17 protein-coding genes are annotated in these 21653 nt (G+C 36.5%); 9 read left to right on the forward strand and 8 right to left on the reverse strand.

The window, feature by feature from the left end; translation table 11 throughout:
• Positions 1-532 precede the first annotated feature (532 nt).
• Genes GWI97_RS08060 through GWI97_RS08080 form a run of 5 tightly spaced genes read left to right on the forward strand, consistent with a single transcriptional unit; the run spans position 533 to position 6571 of the window.
• On the forward strand, positions 533-2200 hold the full coding sequence (locus GWI97_RS08060; RefSeq protein WP_103004950.1) for an acyl-CoA synthetase FdrA: 1668 nt from the start codon (positions 533-535) through the stop codon (positions 2198-2200).
• 12 nt (positions 2201-2212) lie between these two features.
• Entirely contained in the window at positions 2213-3478 is a 1266-nt protein-coding gene (locus GWI97_RS08065) for a DUF1116 domain-containing protein (protein WP_036934755.1), read from the forward strand.
• Between the two features lie 42 nt (positions 3479-3520).
• Positions 3521-4348: a DUF2877 domain-containing protein gene (locus GWI97_RS08070; RefSeq protein WP_036934753.1), complete on the forward strand. Its 828-nt coding sequence runs from the start codon at positions 3521-3523 to the stop codon at positions 4346-4348.
• 47 nt (positions 4349-4395) lie between these two features.
• Positions 4396-5301 (forward strand): carbamate kinase, encoded by a 906-nt coding sequence (locus GWI97_RS08075; RefSeq protein ID WP_036934752.1) that lies wholly within the window; start codon positions 4396-4398, stop codon positions 5299-5301.
• A 25-nt stretch (positions 5302-5326) separates the two neighbouring features.
• Entirely contained in the window at positions 5327-6571 is a 1245-nt protein-coding gene (locus tag GWI97_RS08080; RefSeq protein WP_036934750.1) for an MFS transporter, read from the forward strand.
• A gap of 57 nt (positions 6572-6628) precedes the next feature.
• On the opposite strand, the gene allS is transcribed toward GWI97_RS08080, so the two are convergent.
• The 6 genes from allS to GWI97_RS08110 all read right to left on the reverse strand — a co-directional run bounded on the left by allS (position 6629) and on the right by GWI97_RS08110 (position 12933).
• A complete protein-coding gene (gene allS / locus GWI97_RS08085; RefSeq protein ID WP_036934748.1) occupies positions 6629-7543 on the reverse strand; it encodes an HTH-type transcriptional activator AllS in 915 nt (304 codons plus the stop codon).
• Positions 7544-7904: 361 nt separating this feature from the next.
• Positions 7905-8726 carry a CPBP family intramembrane glutamic endopeptidase gene (locus GWI97_RS08090; RefSeq protein ID WP_036934746.1) on the reverse strand — a complete coding sequence of 274 codons (822 nt, stop codon included), beginning with the start codon at positions 8724-8726 and terminating at the stop codon, positions 7905-7907.
• A gap of 318 nt (positions 8727-9044) precedes the next feature.
• Positions 9045-9980 (reverse strand): phosphatidate cytidylyltransferase, encoded by a 936-nt coding sequence (locus tag GWI97_RS08095; RefSeq protein ID WP_036934745.1) that lies wholly within the window; start codon positions 9978-9980, stop codon positions 9045-9047.
• On the reverse strand, positions 9967-10689 hold the full coding sequence (locus GWI97_RS08100) for a lysophospholipid acyltransferase family protein (RefSeq protein WP_036934744.1): 723 nt from the start codon (positions 10687-10689) through the stop codon (positions 9967-9969). The genes GWI97_RS08095 and GWI97_RS08100 overlap by 14 nt, the downstream gene beginning before the upstream one ends.
• A 3-nt stretch (positions 10690-10692) precedes the next feature.
• Entirely contained in the window at positions 10693-11355 is a 663-nt protein-coding gene (locus tag GWI97_RS08105) for a CDP-alcohol phosphatidyltransferase family protein (protein WP_036934743.1), read from the reverse strand.
• A gap of 942 nt (positions 11356-12297) precedes the next feature.
• A complete protein-coding gene (locus tag GWI97_RS08110) occupies positions 12298-12933 on the reverse strand; it encodes a response regulator transcription factor (protein ID WP_036934742.1) in 636 nt (211 codons plus the stop codon).
• A gap of 1280 nt (positions 12934-14213) precedes the next feature.
• On the opposite strand from GWI97_RS08110, the gene GWI97_RS08115 reads away from it, so the two are divergent.
• The 3 genes from GWI97_RS08115 to purT all read left to right on the forward strand — a co-directional run bounded on the left by GWI97_RS08115 (position 14214) and on the right by purT (position 17607).
• Positions 14214-15161 carry an aminoimidazole riboside kinase gene (locus GWI97_RS08115; RefSeq protein WP_161751900.1) on the forward strand — a complete coding sequence of 316 codons (948 nt, stop codon included), beginning with the start codon at positions 14214-14216 and terminating at the stop codon, positions 15159-15161.
• A gap of 226 nt (positions 15162-15387) precedes the next feature.
• Positions 15388-16299: an EamA family transporter RarD gene (gene rarD, locus GWI97_RS08120; RefSeq protein ID WP_036934740.1), complete on the forward strand. Its 912-nt coding sequence runs from the start codon at positions 15388-15390 to the stop codon at positions 16297-16299.
• A gap of 123 nt (positions 16300-16422) precedes the next feature.
• Positions 16423-17607: a formate-dependent phosphoribosylglycinamide formyltransferase gene (gene purT, locus GWI97_RS08125; protein WP_123822365.1), complete on the forward strand. Its 1185-nt coding sequence runs from the start codon at positions 16423-16425 to the stop codon at positions 17605-17607.
• A 43-nt stretch (positions 17608-17650) separates the two neighbouring features.
• Here the strand turns inward: purT and GWI97_RS08130 are convergent, their stop codons facing one another.
• Together GWI97_RS08130 and GWI97_RS08135 are read right to left on the reverse strand one after the other, a co-directional pair.
• Positions 17651-18370 (reverse strand): substrate-binding domain-containing protein, encoded by a 720-nt coding sequence (locus tag GWI97_RS08130; protein WP_123822364.1) that lies wholly within the window; start codon positions 18368-18370, stop codon positions 17651-17653.
• A gap of 11 nt (positions 18371-18381) precedes the next feature.
• Positions 18382-19434, reverse strand: coding sequence for an ABC transporter substrate-binding protein (locus tag GWI97_RS08135; protein WP_161751901.1), 1053 nt, complete (start codon positions 19432-19434; stop codon positions 18382-18384).
• Positions 19435-19631: 197 nt separating this feature from the next.
• Here GWI97_RS08135 and htpG point away from each other — a divergent pair, with 197 nt between their 5' ends.
• Positions 19632-21515, forward strand: coding sequence for a molecular chaperone HtpG (gene htpG, locus GWI97_RS08140; RefSeq protein WP_036934733.1), 1884 nt, complete (start codon positions 19632-19634; stop codon positions 21513-21515).
• Positions 21516-21653: the final 138 nt, after the last annotated feature.

The following is a 21653-nucleotide window of genomic DNA, read 5'->3' on the forward strand; positions in this document are numbered from 1 at the left end:
TAAGCCATATTTTATAGAAAAGACCTTATTAAATATGAGGCTTTTTTGTTTTTTTATAATAATAAATATAATTTAAGTTAAAGTGTTAAATTCTAAAAATATGGATGAAAAGAGGTTTATTTTTAATTCTTGATAATAATGATTTATTGCTGTATGTTATAAAATTGTTGCTTCGTTTTTATTTCCTCTTGTTTTTTATAGCTTTTATTGCGCTAGTTTTGTTTCCTATCCGTTAAATTCTACTTTTTATTTTTGATTTTATTTTTAGAATAATAAAATTTCCTCATAATAATTTATTTAATAAATATCGTCATATTAAATAAAAATTTTTTACAATAAATAAGTGTGACTTCAATCACTCTACATTTCAATATTTCTTCAGTATGTTTATATGCAGAGATTCAAAATTAATAAATCAGACATTTATTTATATTGCTTAATAGTTTAAGCAAATAGGCTTCTTATTATCAAAAAAACGAAATGCAAATAGATATGTGTTGTTACATATATTAAATGCGTTAAGGATATCATAATGATCCATGCTTTTATTAAAAAAGGGAGCTTTCAGGATTCCGTTAGCCTGATGATTATTTCCCGAAAATTAAGTGAAGCCCCTGAAGTGGAAGAAATTTCCGTCATGATGGGAACACCAGCGAATAAATCTCTTCTTGATGTCACCGGTTTTTGGCATGACATGTTTAACGAAGCAACGCCGAATGACATTTGTGTTTCGATTAAAGCGGAATCAGACGATCCTGCGATTATCGACATGATTTCTACTGCGTTAGAAGAAGCACTAGCAGAAATTGCAAGCGGTCAAAAAGGCGGTAACAAATTAACGACAGTACGTAGCTGGCGTACCGCTAAACAAAAAAGCACTAATGCCAATATGTTACTTATCTCTATTGCTGGTGAATATGCCGCGGAATTGGCTGACACGGGCTTAGATGATGGTTGTAACGTCATGCTGTTCTCTGACAACGTTTCTATTACAGATGAAAAAGCACTAAAAGAAAAAGCTGCAGCAAAAGGTTTGATTGTGATGGGGCCTGACTGTGGTACGGCAAATATTGCAGGCGCACCTCTTGCTTTCGCTAACATTGCACCTAAAGGCTCTATTGGTATTGTTGGCGCATCAGGTACGGGTATTCAAGAAATTACCTCTCAAATCGTTTTACAACGCCAAGGTATTTCTCATTCAATTGGTTTAGGTGGACGTGATTTAACCGAGGAAATTGGTGGTATCAGTGCTGTAACTGCTATCAATATGCTAGCGGCAGATCCTAATACGCGTGTTATTGCTTTTGTTTCTAAGCCACCCGCGCCTGCTGTTCGTCAAAAAATTATTGCTGAAATGAAACGCCATAATAAACCGATTGTGGCGCAATTCTTAGGCACAACACCTGAGAAATTCCAAGACGACAATATTTATTTTACTCGCACGTTAGATGAAACGGCGCGCATTGCAGCTGAATTAGCGCGTGTTGAAGATATCGCGGCTGAGTTACCAAAAGTTACAGGTAAGAAAATCATTGGTCTTTATGCCGGTGGTACGCTAGCGGCTGAGTGCGCCATGTTGTTATCCGAAAAACTTAATGTTGAAGTCGATAATGAACATAAGCAAGGCACAATGCTAGATGCTGATGGTCATAAAATCATCGATATGGGTGATGATTTTTATACACAGGGTAAACCACACCCAATGATTGACCCATCTACACGTAACAAATTTATCAGTGAGCTAAGCAATAAAACAGAGGCTGGCGTGTTACTGGTTGATTTTGTTATTGGTTATGGTGCAACTCAAGATCCTGCCGGCGCGTTAATTCAAGAAATCAAAAAACTGAATGAAAAACGTGGCGAAACCAATCCATTAATCACCATCGCAACCATTACTGGTACTGAAGATGATCCGCAAAACCGTAGCGAACAGCAAAAACAGCTAAAAGAAGCGGGCATTATTGTCATGGATACGTTGCCAGAAGCGGTTTTATTAGCAAAAGAATTAATCCAGCCACATCCAGCAGAAGCACATGCTGAAGTGTCACCACTGCTTAACGGGATCTCTGTGATCAACGCTGGTCTACGTAGTTTTGCAGACGATCTGCAATCAAGTGGGACTCCTGTTGTGCATTATCAGTGGGCACCTGTCGCAGGTGGCAATAAAAAACTGGCTGAAATATTAAAGAAATTGAAATAAGGAATTGCAGATATGTATTCAACTATCGAACAAGCGAATGAAGCAGTTATCGAACGTATCCGTGAAGCCCGTCCTCACTGGTGTGATGTTAATTTAGCTAAAGAAGTTGTACCAACTTTAGAGACAGGTAAAAAATTACTTCATGCAGGCCCTCCTGTAACTTGGGAGGAAATGAGTGGCCCTGTTCGCGGTGCATGTATTGGTGCTTCTTTATTTGAAGGCTGGGCAGAAACTGAAGAACAAGCATTAGTGATGTTAGAGGCGGGGGAAATTGAGTTTATTCCTTGCCATAACGTAAATGCAGTAGGCCCTATGGGAGGGATTACTTCTGCTCATATGCCAATGTTAGTCATCAAAAACCACATTCATGGTAACTATGCTTACTGCAATATGAACGAAGGTATCGGTAAAGTGATGCGCTTTGGTGCTTACGGCCCAGATGTGCAAGAGCGCCTACATTGGATGAAAAATAGCTTAGCGCCAGTATTAAAAGCAGCGATTGCTACTTTTGAAAATGGTATCGATTTGACTGCAATTATGGGGCAAGCCATTACGATGGGGGATGAATTCCACCAACGTAATATTGCAGCTTCAGCCCTGTTACTGCGTCAATTGGCACCAGTATTAAGCACATTAGATTTTGAAGATGCTGAAATCACAAAAGTGACTAAATTCCTGAGCATTACAGACCAATTCTTCCTGAACTTAGCAATGGCTTATTGTAAAGCTGCGATGGATGCAGGTGCTCAAATCAAACAAGGCACTATCGTTACCGTTATGACCCGTAATGGTAGCAACTTTGGTATCAAAATCAGTGGAATGGGCGACCAATGGTTTACGGCTCCAGTGAATACACCACAAGGTCTGTTCTTCTCTGGTTTTAGTCAAGCAGATGCAAACCCAGATATCGGTGACAGTGCAATTACTGAAACTTTTGGTATTGGTGGCGCAGCCATGGTTGCAGCACCGGGTGTGACTCGTTTTGTTGGTGCATCAGGAGGTATGGATGCCGCGCGAGAAGTGACTGAAGAAATGGCTGAGATCTACCTTGCGCGTAACATGATGTTGCAAATTCCAACTTGGGATTTCCAAGGTGCGTGTTTAGGTTTAGATGCTCGTCGCGTTGTTGAAACGGGGATTACGCCACTGATTAATACGGGGATTGCGCATAAAGATCCGGGTGTCGGTCAGATAGGCGCAGGAACGGTACGCGCACCTTTAGGTTGTTTTGAGAAAGCGATTGTTGCACTGGCAGAAGAGTTAGGTATCGATGCTTAATCGTGCGTTGTAACGATAAATCACAGCAATAAAGGGGGCATTATGCAAATTCAAGCACTTCAAACCAGCCAACATATTACTGACTTTGAAAGTGAGATTAAATGTGTGGGCATTTATGATCATGCTTTGAATTTCATTTGCCCTCAACAACGTTTAATCACTTTTCATCGTGAAGGAAGAGGATTAAGCCCGATGGGATGGTTACTGAAACAAGATGATTTTGACTATTTTGCAAAACAGTGTCATCCCTCGGTCATGATGAGTCTAAAAGATCATCAAGCAATACTCGCCAATAAACTTACTCTACTAGCAGGTCAAGGTGAGAATTTGCGTTTACAAGATAAAGCGGAATTAGATTTGCGTTGGTTAGAAAGTTTTTTTTCTCTGCTTTCACCCTCAATTACAACAGGGTTATATGGACCATTGAAAAATTATCGCCAAATCGCGCAGCTCAGTGAAATTAAATTATTAATTAAGCTATTTCATAATCAGTTAGTGGGCAATGCTGTTAACTGGGCTATTTTTACAGGGAAAGGCCCCGGATTAACGCCAAGTTCAGATGATATGCTAGTAGGAATGTTATTTGCACATTATTTAGCAGAGCCAGAAAAAAAACTTAATTATTTTTTTAATAGCACTCCTCCTTTATCTGAATTGACCACCGTTGTCAGTAAGCATTATTTGGAATATGCCACCCAGGGAATATTTTCTACCTATCTCATTCAACTAGGTAAAAAAATAAAGAATAAAGAGATTATTTTTAAGGATATGTTGGAAATACTCTCTATTGGTCATCATTCCGGTGCAGATACATTACTGGGATTATGGATTGGTTACCAAACTAAAAAACAACAACAGCATATTGGTTAATTTTTTTTAATAAAAGAATTTATATAAACATTCGGATACGGATAATTATGAAAACAATTGTTATTGCTTTAGGCGGAAATGCATTATTGCAACGCGGAGAAATTTTATCTGCTGAAAATCAATATAAAAATATTGAATTAATGTCAGAGACAATTAATAAATTAGCAAAAGAGTACCGTGTTGTATTAGTACACGGCAATGGGCCTCAAGTTGGATTGCTTGCACTACAAAACCTGGCATATCAAGATGTTCCTGCATATCCGTTGGATATTCTAGTGGCTGAAAGCCAAGGTATGATTGGTTATATGATGATGCAAAAAATTAATCAAAATAATCCAGAACAAGCAATTACAACGGTAATGACGCGTGTTTCTGTTGATATTAATGATGAAGCATTTAACGATCCAAGTAAATTTATTGGCCCTATTTATGATGAGGCAGATAAAGAAGAATTGATTGCGAAGTATCAATGGACATTTAAACAAGACGGTAAACATTACCGCCGTGTTGTACCGTCACCAACACCGAAAAAAATTATTGATATCGAAGCGGTAAGACTTTTATTAGATAAAGGTCATGTTGTTATTTGTGGTGGTGGTGGTGGTATTCCAGTTAACAACACAAATAATGAATTTATTGGTAGTGAAGCTGTTATTGATAAAGATTTAACAGCGGCTTTAATTTCTCGTGAATTAAATGCAGAGCACTTTGTTATTTTAACAGAGGCTGATGCTATTTATAAAAATTGGGGTACACCAGAACAAGCCGCAATTCGTGAAGCAACACCAGAAGAACTTGCACCAATGGCTGTCGCTGATGGCGCAATGGGACCAAAAATTATGGCGGTGAGTGATTTTGTTAATGCAACTGGGCAACAAGCACATATTGGTGCATTACAAAATATTCAACAAGTTATTGAAGGTCAGTCTGGCACTTTAATTTATAAGTCTTAATAAAAATGCTTTCAGGAGCGTCATTATGAACGATGCACAAGTGAATGAGAAAGGCAAAGTCCCTTATTGGGTCAAACTGACCATTATCTTCTTCTTTGGTTGGATTGCACTTTATGGTAGCCGCGCCATTGTCGGCCCATTAATGGTAAATATTGGTGCTGAGTTTGATCTTACTAAAGCTCAACTTGGTTCTATCATGAGTATTTTCTTTATCGGATATACTGCACTCAATATTCCATCAGGCATGATTGGTGACTATTTAGGTAAGAAAAAAGTATTAGTAACAGGGGTTGTGCTCTTTGGTGGATTTACCATTATTGCGGGGATGATGCCAACTTACGTGACCTTTATGTTTGCATGGGTCATGGTGGGGATCTTCCAAGGTTTCTATTATGGTCCTCAATATGGTTTATCTTCAGAAGCGATACCGAAACATCGTATCACGTTAGGTAGTGCAATTATCAATAGTGGTATGGCATTTGGTCTGTCTATTGGTTATTACATCTCAAGTATTTCTGTTGGTGAGATGGGAATGAGTTGGCGTGCGCCATTCTACATTATTGGTGTTCCTATTATCATCATCGGTTTGGTGATGCTATGGATCATTAAAGATAAACCAAAAGCACAGCCTGCAACAGAAGCGGGTGCACCAAAACAGAAAGTTAAGCTGACATTTAAAGATTTATTCGGCAACCGTAACATTAACCTTGCATATGTTACCATCTTCTGTTCAATCTATGGCTTCTTCGTATTAGTAACTTGGTTGCCGTACTACTTAGAAACTGAGCGTGGAATTACAGGGACACAAATTTCAACTATCGCATCATTAATGCCGTGGTTTGCTATTCCTGGTTCACTTCTTTTTAGCTGGGTTTCAGATAAAATTGGTCGTCGCAAACCTGTATTACTGGTCATGTTACCTCTGTCATTAGTCGCTATTCTTGCTGTGCCAATGTCAGAGTCAATGCCTGTGTTAATTGGTGCTCTGATCCTTTATGGTATTGTGGGTAAAATTAGTACAAACCCGGTTCTTGTTGCTGTTGTTGCTGATAACTCACCACGACACGCACTAGGTACATCGTTTGGTGTTTATAACTGTATTGGTATGCTAGGTTCTGTCTTTGCACCGACATTAACTGGTTTCTTATCAGATAAAACAGGTAGCATGGACTCTGGTTTCTACTTTGCCGCTATTCTGATTTGTATTGGTATTGTGGCAAGCCTCTTTATTAAAGAAAGCAACAACAATAATGAAGAAGTAAAAGCGTAATTTAGTATTAGATCATTTTTGAATAAATAATAAAAGGGCAAACTTCGGTTTGCCTTTTTAATTTAAAGGATCGTAAAACGATTGTACGCTGGGATGATTCTGCTTGAACAATTCCACTAAATAACTTACCACAGCGCCTTTTTTATCTTCACACCATGCTAAAGAAAGTGGTGAATTATGGCGACGGTTTTTTACTTCTTTAGCAATTAGCTGTCCACTATCAATAAGCGGTTTGCATAAACTTAATGGTAAAAATCCGATACCGACGCCTTTTAAATGACAAGCTAATTTTGTGTGTAAATCAGGTACACGGATTTCATGCTGACCTGATAAGCGCCATGCTGTGCGTTTAGAAAGATGTCGGGAAGTATCTTCTACATTAACTGCGGAATACATTCGCATTTGATCATCACTTAATACCCCACTGATATTGGCTAAAGGATGATTAGGTGCGACAACAAATTGCCATTGAATTTCGCCCATGGCACAAATATTAATATTATTCTTAAGGGATTCATTACCAGTAACCCCGATAGCAAAATGATAATCCTCGTTAATAAGCGCATCCCAAACGCCCATATAAACTTGGCGAGTAATATGAAATTGTGTTGAAGGGAAACGTTGATGAAGGCAAGCCAGCATACTGGCAACAGCAGTGCGATCATAAAGCAGATTATTAATAACAATATTCACTTGGTGTTCGACACCTGCATTCATTTGTTGAAGCTCAACAGGCATCGATTCTAACCATACAATCCATTGGCGGCATTTTTCTAGTAAGTATTCACCCGCTGGCGTTAAGGTCACGGTTCTTGTTGTACGATTAAAAAGTTGAGTACCAATATTTTCTTCTAATGTTTTAATACGGTAACTAATGGCCGCTGATGTTTTATGAAGCACATCGGCCGCTTTCGTAAAACTTTGGCAATCGGCGACCTGTATAAAAGTACGGATCATTTCTTGGTCTAACATATTTTTTGTCCTGGTGGTGAAAAAGGTAAAATTTCAGCAGATAATGCTGAACTAAACAAAGCTTACCTATTTTTTCTAAGGTCTATACTGCAAAGTAAGACAATTTCTTATCGTGTTAATGGATGTTATTATTTTTGGCTTGTTGTTGTGTGCCGTATGAAATTTTGATTATTTATAGATAAGCGATAAAGCATACTAACAAAATTTTCACCAGATGATGGGAGCAAATAAGAATATCTATATTCCATTTGTGTGATTGCTTTCACGTTTCACTCATCCTTTTACCGATGGCCTTAAGATATCAGTAAAAGGTGGTGAAAGTCAGGACAAAAAATCCTTCAATAAGATGTAGAAAAGGAGATTAAGCTACTTTAAATGGGTAAGTAAAAAAGAGTAGATGAGTCAGATTAAGCGTAAAATGAAACGCAGTTGAAACCCAAATCCGACCACTCCACATCCAAGCCAAGCCATAAATAACCCCCGCGAGAGATGCGAAGATAACCAACAGTACCCCTCCAGCAAAGTGTGCAAAGCCAAAAATAATGGCTGCTATTAACAGAGCAACATAAGGAGGAAGGTAACGTGATAAGGTTTGTTGAATAACACCTCTAAATAATGCTTCTTCAGCAAGAGAGACAAAAAAGAGGTTTGCCAGAATAAATGCAGGTAACCAGTGTGGTAAGTGAAGCTCAATAGCTAACCCCCCTAATTTTACGGCAACGAGTAATAATACAGGGATTGCAATAAGCAACATTAACCATTGCAATTTATTCGCTTCTTTTAATGGATTACAGACAAAAAGGGTAGGAATAAAAATGAGAAAAATAAAAGGCAACAATGCTTTATCCGCATTGAAGTAAAACGAAAAAGGGACGCTTTTTATTCCTATAGGGGTATGTGAAAGGTAACGTAAATTGTTAAAACCAGGAATAAGGTGAAAAGCTAAACCACTGGCAATAATAATAAGAGCAAGAATGATAATTGCCCGAAGCAGTGGTTGTGTTTTATAACGGGAATAGGCAAGAGCTAGTAACAGAATACTAAAGATAATTGGTAAAGTTTGCCATGCAATAATGCCTGTTATAAATGCGCTAAGTGTTGTAACTGCAAGTGTAATAAGTGCAAGTGTGCGATTAAAACCCAAAAATGACAAAGATAAAGCAAGAAGTAACCAAGTGATCATAATTATAAAGGATCTAAAATGAAAAGGGGCGCTAGGGTAAAAGATAGCAGTCTTCTAGGCTATCATTATAAATAAAAAAGTAGAGAAATCAGACCTCTTTAATTGCTATAATTTTATTTAATCTATTGATTTATATGTAATATAAATAATATTGATTTTTGTTCTAAAATTAAAACAAATGTTTAATTTATATAATGATAATCAATGATTGATATTAAATGGGTATGGAGAAAAAAGAGAATATCAAATGCCGATAGCTTTAATATCGGCATTTTAGTCTATATTGGGCTAGTTTATTTTTGATTAAACCAAGTAGAACTAAACGTAAAAATAGCGAATGACATGGAAGAAAATAGGCGCTGCAAAACAGAGGGAATCCATTCTATCCATCATACCACCATGACCTTCTATCATTGTGCCAAAATCTTTTACGCCACTGTCCCTTTTTATTGCCGACATACATAAGCCACCTGCAAAACCCGCCAATGTAATCGCTAAAGAGAGTAAAAAGGCTGCCCACCATGAAAAAGGTGTTGCCCACCACAACATCATTCCGATTAGGCTGGCGGAAATAATGCCACCGAAAAAACCTTCAATGGTTTTATTTGGACTTAATTTAGGCACGATAGGATGTTTGCCAAATAATTTACCAAAGACATATTGAAGTACATCAGAAACTTGTACCACTATCATTAAAAAGAGCAGTAAGTTGATATTACGGCCTTCAAAACCTTCGATTGGTAACATTAACAGTGCGGGGGCATAACTTAGGCAATAAATTGCTATCATCACACTCCATTGCACTTTTGCCATACGCTCTAAGAAATGGCGGGTATCACCGGAAAGCGCCATACGTGTTGGGATTAATAAAAAAGCGTAAACAGGGATAAATACAGCCATTAAATTATACCACTGCACGCCAACAAGAACGTATTGGATAGGCAAGATCACGAAGAAGCACCAAAATAATGCTTCATGATCGCCTCGGTGTGTTGGGGTTAATGTAATGAGTTCACGAAGAGCAAGCCATGAAATAATTGTAAACAGTATGACAGAGCCAATTACACCAATACCGATTGCAACGCCTGCAATAATACACATTACCCACCAAGCGTTGATCCTTGAATTAAGGTTAGTAATTGTTGAGGTAGGGCCTTTAATTGCTGCGAGAATAGCCCCAATGATGCTGGCAACAATTAAGAAAGAGAAGAGTCCGATAAATATCCAGAGGACTTCATTATTAATACGTTCCATTGTGTAACTCCTCTAATGCACTTTTTGCTCTTATCAGAAACTCTTGTTTACTTTCATTTTCATGAGTGGATGCTATGGGGGCACCAAAAATGGCACTGCAAATAACAGGAACAACTAAGTGAGAACCTTTCGGGAGTACTCGATTTAAGTTTTCAAGATAAATAGGGACTAATTGAACATTGGGATTTTTACGAGAAAGATGCCAAAGACCTGCTTTAAAATCTTGAATAGATTCGCCATTGCCCCTTGTGCCTTCAGGGAAAATAATTAGGGATTCACCTTGATCTAAAATATCTTGCATGATAGCCAATGCATTGACTTTATTCGACGTTGATGATGTGTTTCTGTCCATTATTTGGTTAGGTATCTTTTCATCTTGGCTATTTTCTTCTGTGAAATTCATTTTAGTCGCATGACGAGGAATAAGGATCGCTCTAAAAATACGGCGAGATAAATAACGTCGTAGGCGATTTTTATTCCAGTAATCTTCAGCTGCAACGGGATGTACATAAGGGCGAATATTGGGTGTAAGACAAGACCAAATGACTAAGCCATCAAGATGGCTAGAGTGGTTAGCGTAATAAATACAAGGTGTATCCTTCGCAATGGGAGAGGTCTGTTTTGCACGAATTCCAGTTAGAAAACGGCAGATAGAAACTAATACAGATGAGACCACTTTTGCGTCTAAAGCAAGTTTTCCATTTTTCATTAATTAGGCACCTTGTGCTAAATCCCGTAAAATTCGACGGGTTCTGAAAATTGTAGTAAGTGTTGAACCTAAAATAATAATCCATAATGCAATAAAAAAGAGCCATATTCCCCAAAGGTTAGGAATCAAAGCGGCAATAACAGCAACCGAAGTGAGTAAAGCCATTCGATGTTGTTTCGCCATGGGGCCTGTAAAGTGTTGATCTAATCCACAGCTTCCACCTAATACTCGAACATAAGCGGTCATGACCGCAAAAAACGCACCTACCCAGCCTAAAGTTATCGCCATCGAAAAGTCAGCGGATAATCCATAGCCCACACCTAAAATAATCAGAGTATCTGCAATTCTGTCTGGTAATTCGTTATAAACAGCCCCAACAGGGCTTTTCATTCCGCCTTCAACAGCAACCATACCATCTAATAAATTACAAATAAGACGACCTTGGATCATTAATGCACCAAAGATCAACAAAAATGAGCGTAATAGACCATGAGAATAAGAAAGGGCAAAGAAGAGTAATAAGCTAGCAAGTAATGCAAATATAATGCTAAACACCGAAATACCATTGGGTGTTGCTCCTTTTTGCTGTAAGTAGCGACTACATTTTGTTGCCCAGTTTGTTTGTCTTGCTTTTATAGGACGGCGATTTTTATCTTGGTTATTCATTTTTTTTGTAAAAAAGCGAGTTAGGTGGATATAGCATAAGACTATTTGTTCAAAGTGAGAATAAGAAAAAACGTATAAGTTTATCTTATATTTCAAAGATACGAATTTATTCCATATTTAATAATCAAATTAAGACTATACATAAATTATCAATAAATATTTACTTTTCTAAGGGTTAGTACTTATCCCATGATAAGAGGTTATACTTACCTTGAGAGATCATTTAATGATAATCTTTATTGGAGTATTATTAAGTAGAAATGATAAATAATGTATTACATTAATTAAACTATAAAGAGAATAAATTTCTTAAGTAAGAGGGAGTATAAAGGGTAATAATAATTATTATTTCTTATTTTACTGCTAAAATGACGGTAATTAAAACACACTAGTTAGAATTTTCTTATTAAAAAAATTTTGTTTAAGTCAAAAATAAAATCGCATAAAAAATCTTTAAATGAACATAAAAAAAGAGACAAGGATTTCTTTTGTATTATTTTTTAATCGTTAATAATTTTCTTCGTGAAATAAGAATAAAGAATAATAAGAATTAAAAATGAGAAGATTCATATTTATAAAAAGTAAAAAATGATTTATATCAAATGAAATGCTTCATCTATTCTTATATTACTATTATTAATAAAAAACAGTGATTATAGTTATTAATAATAGCGATTATGAGAATAAAATATACAAGTGTTTTAAATTGAAATTAAGCGAACACTAATGAAAGGGTGGCATCAAAATAAGTTGCCGCCCCTTCTATCGTAGAATGGAGTCTAACGTATTAATTATTACCATATTAGGTACAAATCATCCAAAATAGAATGTTTTTAGAAGTACAGTTTTCTCTCATTAATAGAAAATAATGAAAATTGAACAGGCTATATCGTTATATCGTAGATATTAAACCTATTGATAAATAAAATTCACATGAGTAAATCAGCCAGCTTTTAAGTCATATTTCTTAAAGAAATCATATTCTTGAACCAATTGTGGTAGTGATCTTATTTTCAATTTTGTATACATATTTGAGCGATGTACTTCAACAGTACGAGGTGATAGCGAAAGTTTTTCTGCCGCTTCTTTACTCGTATTTCCCTCAAGGATCATCTCCATAACTTCTTTTTCTCTATTTGATAACTTACCAAATTTATCTTTTAAAGATATATATGTTCGAAATTGCTCTACTTCACTTTCATAATGTAGAAAGGATTCAGAGACAATATTAAGAAGCTCATTTACATTCAAAGGGCGAGTTAAATATTCAAAAGCGCCTGATTTAAATGCACTACGACAACTCTCAATGGAACTATCCCCAGAAATAATAATAACAGGGATGATGTTTTTCAATTTGTTGAGTTCTTTAATCAGTGCAATTGATGGTGCAGCACTGTTTTTTGTATTAATGATGATACACTCTTTATGCGCTCCTTTTGTTGAAGAAAAATAGTATTTCAAGAAAGCCTGTTCATTTGAATAGGTTTTCACATTAGCTGCTAAAGAAGAAAGAACAGCTTTAAGTTGAACTTTTGTACTGTCATCTTCAAAAGTGATTAAGTGGATTATTGATTCCATATGTTGCTCCTGGTTTTACTCAGCTCTTAACTAAAAAGTGAATAAGTAACGAAATTTGACTAATTTATAAGTTTTTTGTGTAGGGTAACATTCACGTAACGGAGCCATATTCAGAATATATCAAATTAAAAATGATTAATACTTCTGTATTATATTATAGATAAAATATCAGAACTTTGTTTTGTTTCAATATTTGTATTTTATAGATAAGAATAATTTATTTCTATAATGGATTTTCGGATAACTATTATTAATTGTAACTAAGTTTTTTACCGTAAGTGATTTTAACTATATTAAACGCAGTTAATAAGTAAAAAAATAATATATTTAGGTGCTTATTGGTAACGAATTTAATCGTAGTATTTAGTTACAATAAAATTCCTTTTGTGTTTGGTTGACTTTACTTCTTGTAAAATAGAACTTTATTTATATCTAACCTTGTTAATAACTTCATCGATCCAATACTGGGGGGTATCACTGAAAAAGGTAGCCCGACTTGAATCTATTTCTTTTATGATAGTCTTAAAGGCGATTAATAATCCTGCGTTATTAATACCAAAGACACTGAAATTTAATCAAAATACTATTGATCAATGTATCTATGTTCCAGATTATTCTGCATGAAAAATTTATGATGAGACACAACGTCTCTTCAATTGATGATGTTTTGAAAACAGATACCAGAGAGATATCATTTCTTATTGAAATAATCCCCCCTTAATCGAATGACAAGAAAATTTAGGGAGCGTTCATTTGTTGTCAATCTGATGGCACAGGATTGTTACAAAAAGACCCTTTAGTAACTTTTAGATCAGTGTTTTGACGCTATTATCTACACTATAATGGGGTTACGTATTCTATATCTGGATCTGGTTGCTGTTTTAGGATATGGCAATATGATGGAGTGCTGTTTTATTCGCTATTAACAACGATTCAATTACCTTGCTAATTAGCTGAACACGACGTTCTGTCAAAATTATGTTTTGTCATCGAGATAGCACTAGTATTTTTTTAAGTAGTCGATGCTATTTAACCGCGACTATTTACCTGATAACAACGTTACTTCACCACTCATAGCAAAAAGGTAAAAAACATGTGTCTTGTGGTGAAAAGACAATTACACATTCCTTTTCTTGATTAATGGAGAAGAAATCCAGGCACTCACTTATAGAGGTGTTATTAGTATGGATTGATGTGCAATATCTTCCTTTAATCGTTATGAATTGTGATAAAAACAGAATATAGTGAAGAAAAATAAATGCTTATCTTCAGGAGAGATTATGAAAGTCTGGTCTTTAGGTGATGCTGTTGTCGACCTGATCCCATTACAAAATATGCAATATGAGGCGTGTGCAGGTGGTGCTCCAGTTAATGTTGCTACTGGTGTAGCCAAGCTTGGTCAACAAAGTGGTTTTATTGGACGTGTTGGGGAAGATGCGTTCGGCCATTTTATGCAAAAAACATTGTTTGATTTGGGGGTTGATACTCGTGCAATGGAGTTTGATGAGTTTCACCGAACCAGTACTGTTCTTGTTTCTTTACAAGAAAATGGTGAGCGTGATTTCACCTTTTTAGTTGCCGAATCCGCTGATCAATTTTTAACAGAAAAGTCATTACCAATATTCGAAAAAGATATTTTGCATTTTTGTTCTTTGGCATTAGTGAATCCTATTTGTCGCTCAACCTTGGATACAGCAATCAATCGCATTAAAGAGACAGATTCATTGTTAAGTTTTGATATTAACTTACGTCCTCAAATGTGGCGTGATCACGAAGAAATGCGCAAAGTTATCGATGATTATGCACATAAAGCCGATATCTTGAAACTATCGGAAGATGAACTTACGTGGATGACTCAAGAAGTAACATTGGATCATGCACTAAAAAAATTAGAAGGTTATCCTGCGCGTTTAAAAATGATCACACAAGGCTCTAAAGGATGTTTAGTGTTAACTCCAAACACTCAGGTCGCATTTAGTGCCTTTACCGTTGAATGTATAGATACAACTGGGGCGGGTGATGCTTTTATGTCTGGTTTGTTAGCCGCACTTGCTGAATATGGTTTTGCTGAAGATGAACAATACTTATCAAAAATAGTGACGCAAGCAGCTGCTTGTGGCGCTTTAGCGACAACTCAAAAAGGGGCAATAGCCGCTGCACCGAGTCGTAAAAAATTACAGGATTTTGTTCAGCAACAACCACCTTTACATGTCAGGGACATTTTCTAACAACGTACTGATTTTTTCTGGTTGCGGTTTACAGTGGTTTTCCTTAATCGTATTTTCTTTCTCGCCATTAATAATTACTTTTTTCGAAGTGGTTATTAATGGCGTTTTTTATATCTTCTATGCGGTAGGGCGGATGTTTAATCAATCAGCGATGCTGATCATATTGTTTTATCTATTTTAAGCGTATGATATTAAATCATATCGACTTTTATTAATGGAATATTAAATGTGGGCTCAATCGGGGGCAGTATTAGCCATTTTTTCTTATATTCTTTGGGGGATCACACCTCTGTTTTATCGGCTTTTACCCGGCGCTCAACCGTTAGAAATGTTAGCTCAGCGTTTAATTTGGTCTATTCCTTTATTATTGCTGGTACGACTTTTTATTAAGAATAGAACTCAATGGCGCGCGATTTTCCAGGATAAACGTTCTGTTTTTATGTGTTTATTTAGTTCAATGGCTATGGCGGTTTCTTGGTGTACGTTTACTTATGCATTAACACATCAACAAGTATTAGAAGCGAGCTTGGGGTATTTTATTAATCCTCTTTTCTCGATTTTATTAGGTGTGATATTTCTTAAAGAAAAGCTTAATCCAGCAGAAAAATGGGCTGTTACCTTAATTTGTGCGGGTGTGGGATATCAGTTGTGGATGTATGGTGAGTTACCTATTTTAGCTATTATGATGGGGGGTGCATTTGCTGTATATGGGCTAATTCGTAAGTTTATTCGTTTTGATGTAATAACGTCTTTATTTATGGAAACGCTCTGGTTGATGCCATTAGCAATAGGTGTGACTGTTTGGTTTTTTATAACAGATAAAAGTGCACTTCCTTCAGCTGATAATTTGACTCGTTTTTATTATGTTTTAACAGCACCGGTTACAATATTACCATTATTATTTTTTACAGCAGCAGTGAAACGAACGACGTTAACAGTCATTGGATTAGCACAATATATAGAACCTACTATTCAATTTTTACTGGCTGTTTTCTTATTTCATGAAGCTTTTGATGAAGTTAAAGGTGTCAGTTTTTCTCTGATTTGGTTGGGACTTTTATGCTGTATTCTTGCACTGATCCGAAAACGTCTTAATTATCTAAAAATCCAAAAAGGGAAACGTAGTCAAACATTGTGATTTTTCACTTTTTTGTTTGATTATTTTTTTGTCTGACTATTTTTCTATCACGTAAAATCCGTTATGCTATATAAAAGCAATCGTTTGCGTTATTGCAATTTTTATTAATGGTGAGGATAGATAATGACTGTGCTGGGTACGGCTCTTACTGCAAATGCAACAAAAGTGATGTTATTAGGGGCAGGTGAGTTAGGTAAAGAAGTCGCTATAGAGTGTCAACGCTTAGGCGTTGAAGTTATTGCGGTTGATCGCTATTCCAATGCACCAGCCATGCATGTCGCACATCGTCATTATGTTGTAAATATGCTTGATAGCAATGCATTAAAGCTAGTTATTGAACAAGAGCAACCTGATTTTATTGTTCCAGAAATTGAAGCTATTGCAACAACGTTACTGGTTGAGTTAGAACAAAAAGGGCAAAAAATTGTTCCTTGCGCGCGTGCTGTAAAACTGACGATGGACAGAGAAGGGATCCGTCGTTTAGCTTCGGAAACGCTACTTTTACCGACCTCAAATTATCAATTTGTTGATGATGAAGTGAGTTTTAAAGAAGCTGCTTTAGAAATAGGTTTTCCTTGTATTGTCAAACCTGTTATGAGTTCATCAGGTAAAGGGCAAAGTGTTATTCGTAACCAAAATGATTTAGCTCATGCTTGGGCTTATTCGCAAGAAGGCGGTAGAGCAGGGAAAGGACGGGTTATTGTTGAAAAAATGATCCCCTTTGATTTTGAGATAACCTTACTTACTATTCATGCTGTCGATGGCATTCATTTTTGTGCTCCAATTGGTCATCGACAAGAAAAAGGAGATTATCGTGAATCATGGCAACCTCAAAAAATGAGTGATATTGCACTTGCTAAAGCAAAGAATATCGCGAGCAAAATAGTTGAGAACTTAGATGGTTATGGTTTATTTGGTGTGGAATTATTTGTGCAGGGCGATGAAGTATTTTTTAATGAAGTCTCTCCTCGTCCTCATGATACGGGATTAGTGACACTCATTTCACAGGACTTATCAGAGTTTGCGCTTCATGTCCGTGCTTTTTTAGGTTATCCCATTGGGGGGATTAGACAATTAGGTAATTGTGCTTCAGCAGTTATTCTACCAGCGCTTTATAGTACAAATATTATCTATTCCGGTATTGAAAAAGCATTAAAAGCGAATCGCCAGATCCGCCTTTTCGCTAAGCCTGAAATTGCGGGCTCTCGTCGTTTAGGGGTAGTGCTTGCCCACGCTGATACAATAAAACAAGCACTCGATGAGGCCAAAGATGGCGCTCATGCGATAGTTGTGGATGATGCTAAATAATAATATATCATCAGTTATCTATTTTACTGCTAAGTAAATACCATCAACTTAGCGGTAAAAATCCAGCTTTAATAAAATAGTCTTTTGCATAAGGGGATAAAATTTCCTGATATAAGCTATAAGCTTGTGAATGAATAAGTGTTGCACAATAGTGAGCCGTGGCATTAAAAGGTTTTGGAATAGTGAATATTTTTAATTCAGGAAATTCACTTAATTGTTTTTGATAGTGCTGGTAACCAATAAAGGCATCCGCTTGATGTGTGGTAATTAAATAGTGAGCAGCTATTCTACCTTGAGGAATGGTAAGTGAATGCTCACCTCCAACCAAAGAAAGAGCTCGCATCTTTAATGCCTGACTTAACTTTGGGTCAATCTGCGCAATATTATCAAACAGTTGCCAACTATAATCCCCTGATGGATCTGCTTTTGGTGTGGATATCCCTAATTTTAATACGGTATTTGATAATACGCTAAGCCAGTTATCTTCTTCATTTACATCATTACGCCGAGCTGTAATACAAAGCTGATTGGCAATAAAAGGAGCATATTGTAGTGCAAAACCTTTATTGATTAATTGCTGTGCATTATTCTCATCAGCAGAAAGAAATAAATGACAAACTTCCCCCTGTTCAATACGTTGGCGTAATAATCCTGCTGGCCCAAATGTAAGTGTCCACTTTTCACTAGTTTTTTGCTGATAATGCTCAATAAAAGCAGGTAGCGTTGCTTTTAAGCTACCCGCTGCAAAAAGGGAAAATGTCATTGTGCTATATCCTACTCTTTCCCTTGATATTGCGTGCGATAGAATTTTTGATACCAATCATTAGCGGCTTTTGGCATATCGATATCGCTAAATTTTTCAGGATATAATTTTTTAGCCATCCACAACTCACCAATTGCCATGGCTTCTGGCATTGGATACCCCCATGCTTTTGCATATTCAGGCATTAAATAGATTCGATTATTTTTAACGGCACTAATGACTTGCCAGCGTGTATCTTGTTTTATTTCATCAACGACTTGTGGGTATCTGTCTTGAACAAAGATAACTTCAGGATCCCAAGCAATAACTTGTTCAAGAGAAACTTGTTTATACCCTTTGACGGTTGATGCCGCGACATTGAATGCGCCCGCGTGCTCCATCATCAAGCCGGTATACTTACCTGAGCCATAAGTGGTTAAGTCAGGGTTTGCCATATAGGCTCGTACACGTTGTTCTTTAGAAATATCTTGTAAGCGCTGACTTACGTGCTCACGTTGTTTAAAAGTATCATTTACTAAGGCTTTTGCATTTTCTGATTTATTGACGATATTGCCAATCAGTAAAATTCCCTCTTTTAGCCCTTCGTTATAGGCTTGCTCTTCATTTTGTAATGTTGGATTAAGTGTTGATTTATCATCATTAATTTCTTTACGTAATGAAATAGCGACCACTGGAATACCAAGAGTTGAGATCTTATCGATCATTTCTTTAGGAGCATAATTAGTGACAAAAACAACTTGAGGTTGCAGTTTTACTAGGCTTTCAGCATCGAAACGAGTGAGATCGCCTACTTTGGGTATATTTTCCAGTGATGGCGCTAATTGCGCATAGCCATCACCTAATTGTTGTTTCCAGTTAGACATTACACCAACAATTTTATCTGTAGCATCAAGTTGAACCAGTAAGTTCAGCGTTTGATGTTGTAAAACAACAGTTCTTTCTACTTTATCTGGAATGGTTACGGTACGACCAATTTGGTCTACGATTTGTCTGTCTGCGTAAGAAAGTGACGAGAGAAAAAATAAGCCAATACCAAATAAACCGTATTGTAATAAAGATTTCATAATAATAAACCTGAGTAAATATCGCTGTATAATAAAATATACAACAAGTATTATTTTAGCTCAAACTTTAATCCTATAAGTTCTTTTATTGTTTTTATTGGCTTAATTTTTTACGTTACCCTTGAAACTTGCTTAACTATCCCCACTTTTTACTCATATTGATTTTTTTCGCCAAATTAGGATTAATTGAGGTAAAAATGAGTATGAAAGGTCAGGAAACAAGAGGATTTCAGTCAGAAGTTAAACAACTTCTTCAATTAATGATCCATTCTCTTTACTCCAATAAAGAAATTTTCCTTCGCGAATTGATTTCTAACGCATCAGATGCGGCTGATAAATTGCGTTTCCGTGCATTATCAGATGCAACTCTTTATGAAAATAACGGTGAATTACATGTTCGCATTTCCACTGATAAAGAGAATCGAACTCTGACTATCAGTGATAATGGTATTGGTATGACTCGCGATGAAGTCATTGATAATCTAGGTACTATCGCAAAATCAGGTACCAAATCATTTTTAGAATCTATCGGACAAGATCAAGCTAAAGATAGCCAATTAATTGGTCAGTTTGGTGTCGGATTCTATTCTGCGTTTATCGTTGCAGATAAAGTGACAGTACGCACTCGTGCAGCTGGCGAAAGTGCAGATAAAGGTGTTTTTTGGGAGTCTGAAGGCGAGGGTGATTACACCGTTGCTGATATTGAAAAAGCAGATCGCGGGACTGAAATTACGCTTCATTTACGTGAAGGTGAAGATGAGTATCTAGACGATTGGCGTCTGCGTAGCATTATTAGTAAATATTCCGACCATATTTCTTTGCCTGTTGAAATTGAAACGAAAAATGAAGAAGACGGCACAGTAACTTGGGAGAAAATTAATAAGGCGCAAGCACTTTGGACTCGTAATAAAGCTGAAGTAAGTGATGATGAATATAAAGAGTTTTATAAGCATATCTCTCATGACTTTGCTGATCCATTAAGCTGGGTACACAACCGCGTTGAAGGTAAACAAGAATACACAAGTTTATTATATGTGCCTTCAAAAGCGCCTTGGGATTTATGGAATCGTGAACAGCGTCATGGCTTAAAACTGTATGTACAGCGTGTTTTTATTATGGATGAAGCTGAGCAGTTTATGCCTAATTACCTACGTTTTATTCGTGGGTTAGTTGATTCTAATGATTTACCACTAAACGTTTCGCGTGAAATTCTGCAAGACAGCTCTGTTACACGTAACTTACGTAGTGCATTAACTAAACGTGCATTGCAAATGTTACAAAAACTGGCAGAGAATAAGCCTGAAGAGTATCAAGCATTCTGGAAAGAGTTTGGTTTAGTCTTAAAAGAAGGCCCAGCAGAAGACTCATCTAACATTGAAACTATTGCTAAGTTACTACGTTTTGCATCAACACATAACGACAGTGATGCTCAAACCGTTTCACTGGAAGATTATGTTAGTCGCATGGTGGACGGTCAGGAAAAAATCTATTACATCACCGCTGATAGCTACGCTGCTGCAAAAAATAGCCCTCATTTAGAGCTGTTCCGCAAAAAAGGCATCGAAGTATTGCTGTTATCAGATCGTATTGATGAATGGATGATGAATTATCTGACAGAGTTTGATGGCAAATCATTCCAGTCTGTTAGTAAAGCAGATGAATCTCTTGATAAACTGGCTGATGAAGAAAAGCAAGCTGAACAAGAAGAAACAGATAAACAATTAGCACCTTTCGTTGAACGCATTAAAACGTTGTTAGGTGACAAAGTGAAAGAGGTGAAATTAACACACCGCTTAACGGATACACCTGCGATTGTGACAACCAGTGCGGATGAAATGACCACACAAATGGCTAAATTGTTTGCAGCTGCAGGACAAGCCGTACCTGAAGTGAAATATAACTTTGAGTTAAACCCAAATCACCCATTAGTGAAACAAACATCAGAGTTAACCGATGATGCTTTATTTGCTGATTGGGTAAATTTATTACTGGATCAGGCATTATTTGCTGAAAGAGGCTCTTTGGAAGATCCAAACCAGTTTATTCGCTTAGTGAATCAACTTTTAGTTCAAAAAGCGTAACTGTTTTCGTTTTCAAACATTTAAACCACGTTTCTCTGAAAAGAGAGCGTGGTTTTTTCTTTTTCGACAAAAATAAAATGCAATCGCTACCGTGATTTCTTGAGCGATGACCTCACAAAATGGTATGGTAATGCGTTT

The organism is Proteus sp. G2300 (genome assembly GCF_009915965.1).
Taxonomy (GTDB): domain Bacteria; phylum Pseudomonadota; class Gammaproteobacteria; order Enterobacterales; family Enterobacteriaceae; genus Proteus; species Proteus vulgaris.